Genomic DNA, 13319 nt, shown 5'->3' on the forward strand with positions numbered 1-13319 from the left:
TCGTGCCGTCAACGATTCGCCTTCCTCACTACCTCATTTTTGCCCGTTATGAAAAAGCTTCTACTTCCTGTTGCGCTGGCCTTTGCCACGGTGGCCACCCTCGCCCCCGTTGCCCAGGCCCAAACGGTGTGCCCGGCCGAGCCTACCCCCATTAGCGTGCCCACCACCATCAGCACCAGCACCACCTGGACGCGCAATAACGTGTATCTGCTGACGGACCGGACGTACGTAACGGCCGGTGCCACGCTCACCATCGAGCCCGGCACCATCATCAAAGGTACCGGCCTGGGCACGCTGGTAATTGAGCAGGGCGCGCGGCTGGTGGCCGATGGCACCCCCACGCAACCCATCGTCTTCACCTCGAACCAGCCCGCCAACAGCCGCAACACCGGCGACTGGGGCGGCATCGTAATTCTGGGCCGGGCGCCCATCAACCAGCCCGGCACGCCGGTTATCGAAGGTATTCCGGGCCGCACGTTTGGCGGTTCCAACGCGGCCGACGACTCGGGCATTCTGCGCTACGTGCGCATTGAGTACTGCGGCATTGCCATTACCCCAAACAACGAAATCAACGGCCTGACGATGGGCGGCGTGGGCTCGGGCACCATCATCGACTACGTGCAGGTGTACGCCTGCGGCGACGACTCCTTTGAGTGGTTCGGGGGCACGGTAAACGCCAAGCACCTGATTTCCATCGGGGCCGTGGATGATGACTTCGACACGGACTTTGGCTACACGGGCAAAGTACAGTACGCCCTGGCCGTGCGCAACCCCAGCGTGGATGACCAGTCGGGCTCCACGGCTTTTGAGTCAGATAATGATGCCGGCGGCTCCTCGCTTATTCCCATCACAGCGCCAGTATTCTCCAACGTAACGGCCCTGCTGCAGAACGTGCCCGCCACCACCCGCTTCACCCGGGCCATGCACCTGCGCCGCAATACCAGCATTTCCATCTTCAACTCGGTGGTAACGGGCTGGCCCCAGGGCCTGACGCTGGACGGCTCGGGTGCCCAGGCCAACGCCACCAACGGTACGCTGGTACTCAAAAACAATGTAATGGCGGGCATTGCCAACCCGTACACGCAGCAGTCGGGCGGCACCTACAACGTGCAGGGCTTCTGGGAGGCCGCGGCCAACAACAACCAGACGCTGGCTACTGCCGCCGCGCTGGGCCTCAACGCCGATAACTACAATACTACCAACGCCAACGGCACGGCCAACGGTACGCCCGACTACACCCTGCCCGCGGCTTCCGTACTGCGCACCGGCGCCGCCTACACCGATGCCAAGCTGGCCGACAGCTTCTTCGAAAAGACCGGCACGTTCCGGGGCGCTTTCGGTACCACCAACTGGGCCGCCGGCTGGACCAACTTCAACCCCCAGACTACCTGCTACAACCGTCCAGGGGTTACGCTGGCAGCTAAACCAGCTTCGGACCAACTGCAGCAGCTGACGGTTTCACCGAACCCCGCAGTTGGTGAGGCTTCGCTGAATTTCGAGTTGAAGCGCAGCAGTACGGCCTCGGTGCGTGTGCTGGACGTAACCGGCCGCACCGTAGCCACCGTACTGACGGATGGCAAACTGGCTGCCGGCACTCAAAAAGTAGCGCTGCCCGCCACGCTGAAAGCCGGCGTATACTTGGCCCAGGTAACCACCAATGAAAGCACTCAATCGGTGCGCTTCGTAGTAGCTAAATAGCCTTTAAAAAGATAAATGGAAAGAGGAGGCCCGGACATTGGTTCGGGCCTCCTCTTTTTTAGTGGAGTAGTAAACCGTCATGTAGCGGCATAGCCGAAGCATCTCGCATGCTGATGTCTGATTAGTAGTACAATGTCAGCACGCGAGATGCTTCGGCTGCGCCTCTGCATGACGTTCTTTATTCACTTGTGCGCTTCAGCCGGTGCGCCGGGCCTGCCACAGCTGCAGCGCCAGCCACAGGCCAACCACACCCGCGCCGGCCCACAGCACGCCGGCTTCGGGCAGCCACCGCGTCAGCGCCTCGTGCAGCAGCAGTAAGCCAAGGCCAGCGCCCACTACTTGTACTGCCCAGGAGCGGAGCGGCAGCAGCGCGTACCACGGCTGCCCCAAGAGCCGTGCCGTGTGCCAGAGGTAGTAGCCCGCCTGCCCCCAGGTACTGATAACGAAAGCCAGCGCCACCCCGCCCAGTCCCACCCCCCGGAACAGCGGGTACATGAGCAGCAAAGCCAGCAGCAAATCCAGCACAGCTCCGGTAGTGATAATGCGCCCCTGCCCCTTGTGCTGTAGCAGGGCCGTGAAGTTGTAGGCCCGGAGCGGAATAACGAGGGAGGAAAGCAAAAACAGCGGCACCGCAGCATCATAGCGGTGGGCAAACACGACTCCAAATAACTCCCGCCGGAATAGCACCAACAGAAAAAACAGCGGAAATACTAGTCGGCCCAGCAGCGCAGCGGTGGCTTTCAGCAGTTCAACCCGCTCTGCGTCCGATATTTCCGGCTCGTGGAAATGCAGTAGCAGGGCACTGCCTGCTGCCCCCAGCAGCAGGGGTAGAAACGGTACATCCAGGGTGCCGTTGAAGTACAAGGCAAACAGGGCGGCCGGCAGCAGAAAGTTCAGGGCTAGTTTATCTACCCACCGGAACAAGATCTGTACTACCTCATTCAGCGCTGTGTGCGCCCACAGTTGAGGTATACGCTCGGGCCAAGCAACGGTATCGGGCTGCCGCTGAAACTGCGGCTTCACTACCTGAAGCAACCCCAGAAGCCGTATGCCATTGCCCAGGATCAACATAGTCATTAGCTGGGTGCTGCTTGAAACGGGTGGCAGCACCAGCACATGGCTTAGTCCAAACAGCAGGGAGTATCCACCGTTGAGCTGGGCAACAGACTTAAATCGGCGGCCCAGCAACGCATAGGCTTCCAGCACGGCTATGGGCGCGTTCAGCAGCAAAAACAAACCTACCTGCCACCCTCGAAATAAGGAGCCTGTATACGCTTGTGCCAACACCAGCGCAATGGCACACAGCACCCACCAGCCGATTAGGGATGCCCCCCGCCAGTTCCGCAGCCGGTGCGCCAGCGCCTGTGCCTGAGGCGGCGAGTAGGTAAGCAACAGCGTGGGCAAACCCAGACAAGCCACCACATGCGCCACTTGCCACTGCACCCAGAAGCTCTGATAACTGCCGTACCAGGCCGGTGCCATGCTCCTTGAAAGCCATACCAGAACCACCACACTGGCCAGCGTGGGAAAAAATCGAATGAGGAAGATAAAGGCGCTAGTGCCCAGCAGCGTGCTGCGCGTAGGTGCTCCGGGCTTGGGCATCACAGGCGGCGGGGTCAAGGTGACGGATGAGGCGGGCGGGGTTACCGGCCACTACGCAGTAGCCCGCCGGGAAACTGCGCGTTACCACGGCTCCGGCTCCTACCACGGTAAAGTCGCCCAGCTCTACGCCGGGCAGTACTACGGCCCCCATCCCCAGCCAGCAGAACCGGCCGATACGCAGGGGCTCCGCCGCCACCCGCTCCGTGTTGGCTATGGCATCATGGTTGGCGGAAATCAAGCCGACTTGCGGGCCCAGGTTGGTAAAGTCGCCCACGTGCACCCCGTTATCCGCGTTGATGTACACCCCGGGCGAGTCGCCGGGAAACGTGCCGCGGCCCACAGTAAGGCGCTGCGGACTGCGGATGGTGCTGGTATGGTGCACGGCCCACTGCACGCCTGCATTCTGGCGCAGCAGCCTGCGAAACAGCGCATCCAGCGCGTAAAAGCTCAGCGGCATTTCGGGCCGCAGGCGCAGCCTTTGGTACAGCCACTTTTTCAGCCCTTGCCGCATGCTTTAGCTAATTGGCACTTTGCGCAGGATGGCCTCAATCATGTCCTGGGTGCGGATACCGTCGGCTTCGGCCTCGTAGTTGAGCAGAATGCGGTGGTTGAGCACATCGGTGGCCACCTCCTTAATATCCTCGGGCAACACGTAGTCCCGCTCATCCAGGTAGGCCACGGCCTTGGCGGCGCGGTGCAGGGCAATGCTGGCGCGCGGGCTCACGCCAAACTGCACGTACTGCTGAAAATCGGGCAAGTCGTAATCGGCTGGGCGGCGGGTGGCAAACACCAGCTCAATAATGTACTTCTCCAGCGTCTCCGAAATCTGTACTTGATTGATCTGCTGACGAATACCGAAAATATCCTCTTTGGTCAGCACCGGGTTTACCTCGCCCACGTAGCTCATGTTGGCCATGCGGCGCATTACCTCCAGCTCATCAGCTTTCTTGAGGTAGTCCACATACACTTTCATCATGAAACGGTCTACCTGCGCCTCCGGCAGTGGATAGGTACCTTCCTGCTCCACCGGGTTTTGGGTAGCCAGCACCAAAAAGGGCAAGTCGAGCGGATACGTGGTTTCCCCGATGGTCACCTGCTTTTCCTGCATAGCTTCCAGCAATGCACTCTGCACCTTGGCCGGGGAGCGGTTGATTTCATCGGCCAGCACCAGGTTGGAGAAAATCGGACCCTTCTTCACCTCAAATACCGACTGGCCCTGGTTGTAAATCATGGTACCTACCAAATCAGAAGGCAGCAAATCGGGGGTGAACTGCACTCGTTGAAAATGCAGGTGCAATACCCTGGACAGCGTACTGATGGTAAGCGTTTTGGCCAAGCCAGGCACCCCCTCCAGCAGAATGTGCCCACCGGTGAAAAGGCCAATCAGCAGTCGGTTCAGCATGTAGTGCTGACCCACTACCACTTTCCCTACTTCGGCAAACACCTGTTTGATTTTCTGCGGATAATCGGGAGCCGGGCCAGACTGAGGAGGCAGCATACAACAGCGAAACGGGTAGAACGAGCTTAAAGGTAGAAAAACAGGGCTATTACCGCATCTTTAGCCTTCTGTCATCGGTACGTACAAAGTCGTTTTCCACGTATCAGCCGCACCGCCAGTAATTCCGAATTCTTTCTTAGCAAAGCTGCTTCATGATAAGTAGCTAGTCGATGCCAGGAATTTAAGCACATAGAAAAGCCCGTGCAATTGTTGCACGGGCTTTTCTATGTGTACCAGAGACGGGACTCGAACCCGTACGTCCGTGAAGACAAGGGATTTTAAGTCCCTCGTGGCTACCATTACACCACTCTGGCAATACTGGTATTGGCTACCGCAACAAAGTAACGGCAAATTCGGCAAACCCCGACTGCATATGCGGCCCTTTTCTAGGGCAGCTATGCGAAAAGCGACTTACCATAAAGCAAAAGACCCTGCGTTTCGGCAGGGTCTTTTCTTTGGAGCGGGAGACGAGGTTCGAACTCGCGACCTCGACCTTGGCAAGGTCGCGCTCTACCAACTGAGCTACTCTCGCTTTTGATCTTGGCGCCGTAGTGGCGTTTTGATGTGACAAAGGTAGTACAGGAATTTTTGAAGTCAAGAGCACGCTGTAAAAAAAGCAGCTAAAAGTAACGCCATAACACTTTGTCAGCTGATTTTCAGGGAGAAAAATTTCAATAAAAATCAGCTGTTTACAATCTATAGACTGATCTTAAGTGTATTTCGTCCGGCATGATGCCGGGCGAGAAGACGAGTAAACTGCGAGGAAATCTACTTTCCGCCGACGGCCAGCTTCAACTCGTTCAGCTTCAGCAGGGCTTCAATGGGGGTAAGCGTGTTCACATCGAGACGTTCCAGCAGCTCGCGCACCTTTTCCAAAGCCGGGTCGGTGGGCTCAAACATGCTAAGCTGCACACTAGGCCGGGGGGCATTGTGCACAGCCGCGGTGGGTTGCGCTCTGGGACCTTTGGTGGCAGCTTCAGCGCGCATTGCAGGAGCCTGACTGTTAAAGGGCACTACTTTGCCACCGGAGCCTAGCTCATCCAATCCCGCCAAAACCTCATCAAACTCGGTGGGCTGGCCTGTTTCCATACCGGCGGAGGTGCGCTCCTGTTCCAAATGGTGCATAATTTCGTTGGCGCGCAGCACTACGGAGGTGGGCATACCGGCCATGCGGGCTACGTGAATGCCGAAACTGTGCTCGGAGCCGCCTTCCCGCAGCTTGCGCAGGAACAGGATGCGGCCGTCGGCCTCTTTCACGGCCACATTATAGTTGCGTACTCGGGGGCAGTCGTCGGCCAGCTGGTTGAGCTCGTGGTAGTGGGTGGCGAAGAGGGTTTTGGCCCGGGCCTTGGGCGAGTTGTGCAGGTGCTCCACAATGGCCCAGGCAATGCTGATACCATCGTAGGTGCTGGTGCCGCGCCCGATTTCATCCATCAGCACTAGGCTCCGGTCGGAGAGGTTGTTGAGGATGGAGGCGGTTTCGGTCATCTCCACCATAAAGGTACTTTCGCCCTTACTCAGGTTGTCGGAGGCACCTACGCGGGTGAATATTTTGTCGATGACGCCCACATGGGCCGCATCGGCGGGCACGAAGGAGCCGATTTGGGCCAGCAGCACAATCAGGGCGGTTTGGCGCAGCAGGGCCGATTTACCTGCCATGTTGGGGCCGGTAATCACCACAATCTGCTGCTCGTCCTGGTTGAGGCAGATATCGTTGGGAATGTACTGCTCGCCGGGGGGTAGCTGGCGCTCAATCACGGGGTGGCGGCCGGCCTTGATGTCGAGATTGGTCGACTCGTCCACCACCGGCTTTACGTAGCGGTGCTGGCGGGCGGTGGCGGCAAAGGAGGCCAGGCAGTCGGCTACCCCAATGGCGCGGGCGTTCTGCTGAATCTGAGCCACATACTCGGCGGCAAACAGCACGAGGTCGGTGTAGATTTTCTGCTCGATGACAAACAGGCGTTCCTCGGCGTGCAGAATTTTCTCCTCGTACACCTTCAGCTCCTCCGTGATGTAGCGCTCCGCATTCACTAATGTCTGCTTGCGAATCCAGGTGGTGGGTACCTTGTCCTTGTGGGCGTTGGTTACCTCAAGGTAGTAGCCGAATACCTTATTATAGGCCACCTTCAGCGACGAAATACCGGTTTCCTGGATGGCCCGCTGCTGGAGTTGGAACAGGTAATCCTTGCCCGAAAAGGCCATCTGGCGCAGCTCATCCAGCTCTTTGTCCACCCCATCGTTCAGTACCCCACCCTGGTTGGTGAGGATAGGAGCATCGGGGCGAATTTTGGTTTGGATTTCGTCGCGCAGGGCGGCGCAGGGGTTGAGTTGGTCGGCTAGCTTTTGCAGGGCCCGAATGCCCGAGGCGGCCAGTTGCTCCCGGATGGGGCCAATGGCCTCCAAAGCCCGGGCCAGTTGCAGCAGCTCGCGCGGGTTAATGCGGCGCACGGCTACTTTGGAAATCAGCCGCTCCAGGTCTCCGATTTGGCGCAGGTGCTGGAGCAGGTTCTCCAGCAGCTCGGGGGTTTGCAGCAGGGCCTCTACCGTATCGAGGCGGCGCTGAATTTGGGCGGGCTCCTTCAGGGGCAGCACCACCCACTTACGCAGCAGCCGGGCTCCCATGGGCGTTACCGTCTGGTCGAGGATGTCGATAAGGGGCACGCCGCCGGGGTGCTGGGGCTGCACGAGTTCGAGGTTACGCACTGTAAACCGGTCGAGCCACACGTACTTATCCTCTTCCAGCCGCCCGATGCTGCCAATGTGCCCCACGTCGGTGTGCTTGGTTTCGGCCAGGTAGTGCAGGATACAGCCGGCGGCCGTAATGCCTTCACGCAGTCCATCAATGCCGAAACCTTTGAGCGAAGTGGTATTGAAGTGGCGGGTGAGCAGGTCGTAGCCGTAGTCAAAGCCGAACACCCATTCTTCCAGCGCGAAGTGGCAGTAGTCGGGCCCGAAATTTTCCTCAAAGTCGCGGCGGCTTTTCTTGCAGAACAGCACCTCGGCCGGCTGGAAGTTCTGGAGCAGCTTACCCAGGTATTCAATGGTACCCTGGGCCACCAGAAACTCGCCGGTGCTGATATCCAGAAACGAAATACCGGCCTCCTGCTTGCCCAGATGCACGGCGCAAAGGTAGTTGTTGCTCTTGCGCTCCAGCACGTTGTCGTGCAGGCTTACGCCGGGCGTTACCAGCTCCGTTACGCCCCGCTTCACAAGGCCCTTGGCCTGTTTGGGATCTTCGAGCTGGTCGCAGATGGCCACGCGCTGCCCGGCCCGCACCAGCTTGGGCAGGTAGTTATCGAGGGCGTGGTGGGGGAAACCGGCCAGGGGCGTTTCGGAGGCGGTACCGGCCCCGCGCTTGGTAAGGGTGATATCGAGGATGCGGGAGGCCGTGACGGCATCCTCCCCGAAGGTTTCGTAAAAGTCGCCTACCCGGAACAGCAGCACCGCGCCGGGGTACGTCTGCTTCAGCTGGTAATACTGCTGCATCAGGGGCGTATCGGCTACGGGCGCGGGGCCCAGGGAACCGTGCGTGCGGATAGGCTTTTTGGTAGAGTCGGCGGATTTGGTTCTCACGGAAAGCGGGGATTCAGGAAAGGGCAGCCGGGCTAGTATAGAAGTAAGAGAGGCCGGAAGCAGGAGGTTCTGCCGTCAGCAACGCCACGCAGGCGCGCCGGTGTTCCTACCTTTGCCGGTATGCGCAAACTTTCGATGGAAGAGCTGAACCGGCTGACGGTGGCAGACTTCAAAAATACGCGAAAATTCCCCCTCACCCTAGTGCTCGACAATGTGCGGAGCCTGCACAACGTGGGGGCGGCTTTCCGCACCTGTGATGCCTTTGCTGTAGAAAAAGTGTGGCTCTGCGGCATTACCGGGCGCCCACCCCAGCGCGAAATTACCAAAACGGCGTTGGGCTCCACCGAGTCGGTAGCTTGGGAATACGCGCCCACGACGTTGGAGGCCTTGCAGCAGCTGAAGGCAGCGGGCTACCAGCTAATAGCCGTGGAGCAAACTACCGGCAGCGTACCCTTACCCACGTTTACCGTTACGCCCGGCCAGCCCTACGCGCTGGTAATGGGCAACGAGGTATTTGGAGTGGAGGATGAAGTGCTGGCCTTCTGCGATGCTGCCGTGGAAATTCCGCAGTTCGGTACCAAGCACAGCCTTAATGTGAGCGTAGCGGCCGGTGTGGTGCTATGGCATTTCGTGCAGGCTCAGCAGCCCATTACTCCTCCTCACGCGCCGAACACGCAATAATAAATTGCTGGTTATTTCTGCAATTTGTTGATGAATTCAGTGAAAAATCAGCCAATTGTTGTGTAAATTTGAACGGGCCGCCTTACTGAGCGGCCCGTTTTGGCACTGGGCGTTCCTACTACTAACTACTACGCACGATTGATGAAATCAACTTTTACACTTCCCTTTCTGCGGACGCTTGGGCTGGCCACGGCGCTGGCGCTACCCGGCTTAGCCACCGCGCAGAATGCCCCTCTCGACCAGGCCCTCGGGGCGCTGAAAGCCCGCCAGGCTAAACTGGGCCTCAAGACTGCCGACCTCACCGACGCGGCCGTGACCAGCCAGTACACGGATAAGAGCAATGGCGTTACGCACGTATACCTGCGGCAGCGCGTGCAGGGCATAGAAGTGTACGGGGCCGTGGCCGACGTGCACCTGAGCCAGAGCGGCAAAGTAGCCGACCTGCACAGCAGCTTCCTGCCCAACGCCGCCACCCAGGCCCGCAACGCTGCCCCTTCGCTTACGGCGGAGCAGGCCGTAGCGGCGGCAGCCAAGGCCTTGGGCATGAGTGCTCCGCGTGGCCTCAGCCTGCAGAAGGCCGGCTCGGCCGCCGAAGGCATGGAGTTCAACGACGGCGGTATCTCGCTGGATAAAATTCCGGTGAAGCTGATGTACCAGCCCTTGGCTAGCGGTACGCTGCAGCTGGCCTGGGACGTAACGCTGGCTCCGCTCAATGGGGAGCATTACTGGAACGTGCGCGTAGATGCCTCTTCGGGTGCGCTGCTTGATAAAACCGATTACACCATTTCCGAGAGCTTCAGCATTTCCTCGCTGGCACGCCCTCTGGCCATGGCTGCTTCGGCCGCCGCGCTGCCGGCTGCTCCCACTACTGCTAACAAGCCGGCCGCTCCCAACAGCTACAACGTGTGGCCGATTACGGTAGAAAGTCCTTCGCACGGTGCCCGCCAGGTGGTTACCAACCCCGCCGATGCTGTTACCTCCCCCTTTGGCTGGCATGACACCGACGGCGTAGCCGGCCCCGAGTACACAATTACCCGGGGCAACAACGTACACGCCTACGACGACCGGAGGAACACCAACACGTACACTGCTGGTACCAACGTGAGCCCCGATGGCGGTGCCAATCTGGAGTTCGACTTCCCCTTCGACGCCAGCCTACCTGCTCCGGCCGTGAGCAACCTGAACGCAGCCGTAGTTAACCTGTTCTACTGGAACAACCTGATGCACGACGTAATGGCCCGCAAGGGTTTCGACGAAGTGAGCGGCAACTTCCAGGTGAAGAACTACTCCGGCACCGGCCTCGGCAACGACAACGTGTTGGCCGAAGCCCAGGACGCTTCCACCTCCTCCACGGTCAGCCTGAACAACGCCAACTTCCAGACTCCTGTGGACGGCATGCGCCCCCGGATGCAGATGTATTTGTGGGATCGGTCGGTGGCCCCGGTGACGATTACAGCCCCTGCTAGCCTCGCTGGCAACATTGAATCCGTTGAGGCTACGTTTACCCGGCGTCTGTCGCGCACGGGGCCGGTAAGCGGTACCTTGGTACTGGCCAATGACGGGACCACCACGCCTAACCTGGGCTGCTCTGCCTACACCAATGCCGCCGCAGTAGCTGGCAATATTGCTCTTATCGACCGGGGTACCTGCGCCTTCACCATTAAGGTACAGCAGGCCCAGGCCGCCGGGGCTAAAATGGCTATTGTCATCAACAACAACGGCAACCAGATTCCCTTCGCCTTCACGGGTGATACCACCGGCATCCGGATTCCGGCCGTTATGATTTCGCAGGCCGACGGTAACCGCATCAAAGCCAGCCTGCAGGCCGGCAATCCGGTTAACCTAACTGTTTCTCCGCCGGTTACTTATTACCGCGACGGTGATTTTGATAACGGCATCGTAGCTCACGAGTACGGGCACGGCATTTCCAGCCGCCTCACCGGCGGCCCCGCCAACGCCAACTGCCTGAGCAGCGCCGAGCAGATGGGCGAAGGCTGGAGCGACTTCTTCGCGCTGTGGATGACCACTAAGCCCGGCGACGTGGGTACTACCGGCCGCGGCATCGGTACGTACGCTTCCTTTGAGCCCACTACCGGCTTGGGCATCCGCCCTACGCAGTACAGCACCAACATGCAAATCAACCCGGCTACCTATGATTACGTGGGTAAGACGGTAGCCAACGTCAACTACAACACCTATGTGGATGCCAGTGGCCAGACCCGCGTGTACGTCCACAGCATTGGCTATATCTGGGCTACCACGCTGTGGGATTTGAACTGGGCCCTGATTGGCAAGTACGGCTACAACACGGACCTGAACGCCAACACCGGCGGCAACAACATTGCCCTGCGTCTGGTGCTGGATGGCTGCAAACTGCAACCTTGCAACCCTGGTTTCCTGGACGGCCGTAACGCCATTCTGAAGGCGGATTCCATCAACAACAAGGCCGCCAACGCTGCCCTGATCTGGCAGGTATTCGCCCGCCGGGGCATGGGTGCCAGCGCCGTACAAGGCAGCAGCAACGTCCTGAGCGACCAGAAGGCCGCTTTCGACCTGCCCACTTCTATCCTGAGCACCAAGCAGCTCAATGAGCAGCTGCTGGAAGTGTACCCCAACCCTGCCACCGACCAGCTGATGGTACGCACGCAGGTAGGCAGCAAAGCTCCGGTACAGGTAGAGCTGGTGTCGTTGCTGGGCCAGCGCGTGAGCACGCAAACGGTTGCCGCCGCCCGTCTCCAGCAGGAGGGCGTGGTGGTAAACACCAGCAAAGTAGCCGGTGGCATCTACCTCGTGCGCCTGACCACCTCGGAAGGCATCATCACCAAAAAAGTAGTAGTGCGCCACTAATCCGGCGGACACTTGCCCGTATAAGAACCGCCCGGCAAGCTGCCGGGCGGTTCTTTTTTATGTAGCCCTCATGCCTGCACCTGACTTTCCGCGCCCCAATGATGCCTTGCTGGCTCTACGCCCCGCAGTAGCCGCTACCCTCAGCGCTGATGACACTACGGCGGCCCGCTTCCTGCACAGCACCCTGCGGCCCGTGCTGAAACTCCAGAATGATGTGTTGCTGCGAGTAGTGGCTGGTTTCGTACAGGACCATCATATTCCGCTGGCAACTGCCTCAGCCGTGGAACAGCAGCGCCTACTGGCGGAGCTGCTGACGCGTAATACGAAGCTACGCTACACCATAATTGGGCTGGTAACGGGCCTGTTTACCCTCCCCGAATGGGCAGAATATGGCCTCCATCGTTCTGAACTAAACCGGCGTTTGCTGGAACTAGCTACCCGCCGGGTGCAGGACCAGGCCGGTGCCGTGGCAGTACTGGTAGCTGAGTAGAACATAAATCACAAAAAAGGCCCGCAGTTGCTGCGGGCCTTTTTTGCGGAATGGCAATCTTATAACCTAGTCGTACTGGGAGTCGCGCAGGTGTACGGGGGCGGCTTTCTTGCGCAAACGCATGTTTAACACCTCCACAATCAGGGAGAAGAACATGGCGAAGTAGATGTAGCCTTTCTCAATTTCCTTGTGGAAGGCTTCCATCACCAGCATCACCCCAATCATAATCAGGAAGGACAAGGCCAGCATTTTGATGGTGGGGTTCTTGTTCACAAAATCGGCTACCACACCCGAGAAGACCAGCATTACGCCCATCGAAAGAATTACGGCCAGAATCATAATCAGCACGTTATCCACCAGGCCCACGGCCGTCAGAATGGAGTCGAAGCTAAACACGATGTCAATGAGGATAATCTGGAAGATGACGCTCCCGAAAGAAGCGCCGCCTTTGCCGCCTTCCTCGTGCTCTTCCTCGCCCTGCAGCTTGGTGTGTATTTCGGTGGTGCTCTTGGCAATCAGGAACAAGCCCCCGGCCAGCAGAATCAGGTCGCGGCCCGTTACGCCAAAGTCGTGGTCGGCCCAAGGAATATCCAGCTGAAACAGCGGCGCCTTCAGGCCCACAATCCAGCTAATACTCATCAGCAGCCCGATCCGGCACAGCAGCGCCAGCAGCAGGCCAATGCTGCGGCCCCGCTTCTGCATGTCGCGGGGGAGGCGGTTTACAATAATGGAGATGAAGATGATATTGTCAATCCCCAGCACAATTTCCATGAACGTAAGCGTGAGCAGGCTTACCCAGGTTTGGGGGTCAGAAAAAACTGAAAAATCGAAGTGCATGGGGGAGAAGATGAGATGAGGGAGCACGCAATATGGCAAGAAACCAACCTGGTGCAACGACGGGCCACCAGAGGGTGCCCATCACCAGCGGGT

At 59.0% G+C, this 13319-nt stretch carries 9 protein-coding genes and 2 tRNA genes; 4 read left to right on the plus strand and 7 right to left on the minus strand.

Translation table 11 applies throughout. The features are described from left to right. The first annotated feature begins 48 nt into the window (after nucleotides 1–48). The gene (locus tag ABIB60_RS04405) at nucleotides 49–1698 is read left to right on the plus strand and encodes a beta-helix domain-containing protein (RefSeq protein ID WP_354577991.1); all 1650 of its coding nucleotides are present in this window, start codon (nucleotides 49–51) and stop codon (nucleotides 1696–1698) included. 195 nt (nucleotides 1699–1893) lie between these two features. Here ABIB60_RS04405 and ABIB60_RS04410 read toward each other — a convergent pair whose 3' ends face one another. From ABIB60_RS04410 to mutS, 6 genes are all read right to left on the minus strand, one after another. Further along, entirely contained in the window at nucleotides 1894–3318 is a 1425-nt protein-coding gene (locus tag ABIB60_RS04410; protein WP_354577993.1) for a polysaccharide biosynthesis protein, read from the minus strand. Beyond that, nucleotides 3254–3811, minus strand: a complete 558-nt coding sequence (locus tag ABIB60_RS04415) for an acyltransferase (RefSeq protein WP_354577994.1) — start codon at nucleotides 3809–3811, stop codon at nucleotides 3254–3256. The genes ABIB60_RS04410 and ABIB60_RS04415 overlap by 65 nt, the downstream gene beginning before the upstream one ends. Nucleotides 3812–3814: 3 nt before the next feature. Further along, nucleotides 3815–4798 (minus strand): AAA family ATPase, encoded by a 984-nt coding sequence (locus ABIB60_RS04420; RefSeq protein ID WP_354577995.1) that lies wholly within the window; start codon nucleotides 4796–4798, stop codon nucleotides 3815–3817. A gap of 231 nt (nucleotides 4799–5029) precedes the next feature. Beyond that, nucleotides 5030–5112 (minus strand) — tRNA-Leu (locus ABIB60_RS04425). A 142-nt stretch (nucleotides 5113–5254) separates the two neighbouring features. Next, nucleotides 5255–5330 (minus strand) — tRNA-Gly (locus ABIB60_RS04430). Nucleotides 5331–5566: 236 nt separating this feature from the next. Beyond that, complete coding sequence (mutS, locus tag ABIB60_RS04435) at nucleotides 5567–8284, minus strand: DNA mismatch repair protein MutS (RefSeq protein ID WP_354578481.1); 2718 nt, start codon at nucleotides 8282–8284, stop codon at nucleotides 5567–5569. A 207-nt stretch (nucleotides 8285–8491) separates the two neighbouring features. On the opposite strand from mutS, the gene ABIB60_RS04440 reads away from it, so the two are divergent. The 3 genes from ABIB60_RS04440 to ABIB60_RS04450 all read left to right on the plus strand — a co-directional run bounded on the left by ABIB60_RS04440 (nucleotide 8492) and on the right by ABIB60_RS04450 (nucleotide 12389). Next, nucleotides 8492–9052, plus strand: coding sequence for an RNA methyltransferase (locus ABIB60_RS04440; RefSeq protein ID WP_354577996.1), 561 nt, complete (start codon nucleotides 8492–8494; stop codon nucleotides 9050–9052). A gap of 141 nt (nucleotides 9053–9193) precedes the next feature. Continuing rightward, nucleotides 9194–11899 (plus strand): T9SS-dependent M36 family metallopeptidase, encoded by a 2706-nt coding sequence (locus ABIB60_RS04445; RefSeq protein ID WP_354577998.1) that lies wholly within the window; start codon nucleotides 9194–9196, stop codon nucleotides 11897–11899. Nucleotides 11900–11969: 70 nt separating this feature from the next. Next, nucleotides 11970–12389 carry a hypothetical protein gene (locus ABIB60_RS04450; protein WP_354577999.1) on the plus strand — a complete coding sequence of 140 codons (420 nt, stop codon included), beginning with the start codon at nucleotides 11970–11972 and terminating at the stop codon, nucleotides 12387–12389. Between the two features lie 66 nt (nucleotides 12390–12455). On the opposite strand, the gene ABIB60_RS04455 is transcribed toward ABIB60_RS04450, so the two are convergent. After that, a complete protein-coding gene (locus tag ABIB60_RS04455; RefSeq protein ID WP_354578483.1) occupies nucleotides 12456–13226 on the minus strand; it encodes a TerC family protein in 771 nt (256 codons plus the stop codon). Nucleotides 13227–13319 lie beyond the last annotated feature (93 nt).

The sequence above is a fragment of the Hymenobacter sp. UYP22 genome, assembly GCF_040547285.1.
Classification (GTDB): Bacteria; Bacteroidota; Bacteroidia; order Cytophagales; family Hymenobacteraceae; genus Hymenobacter.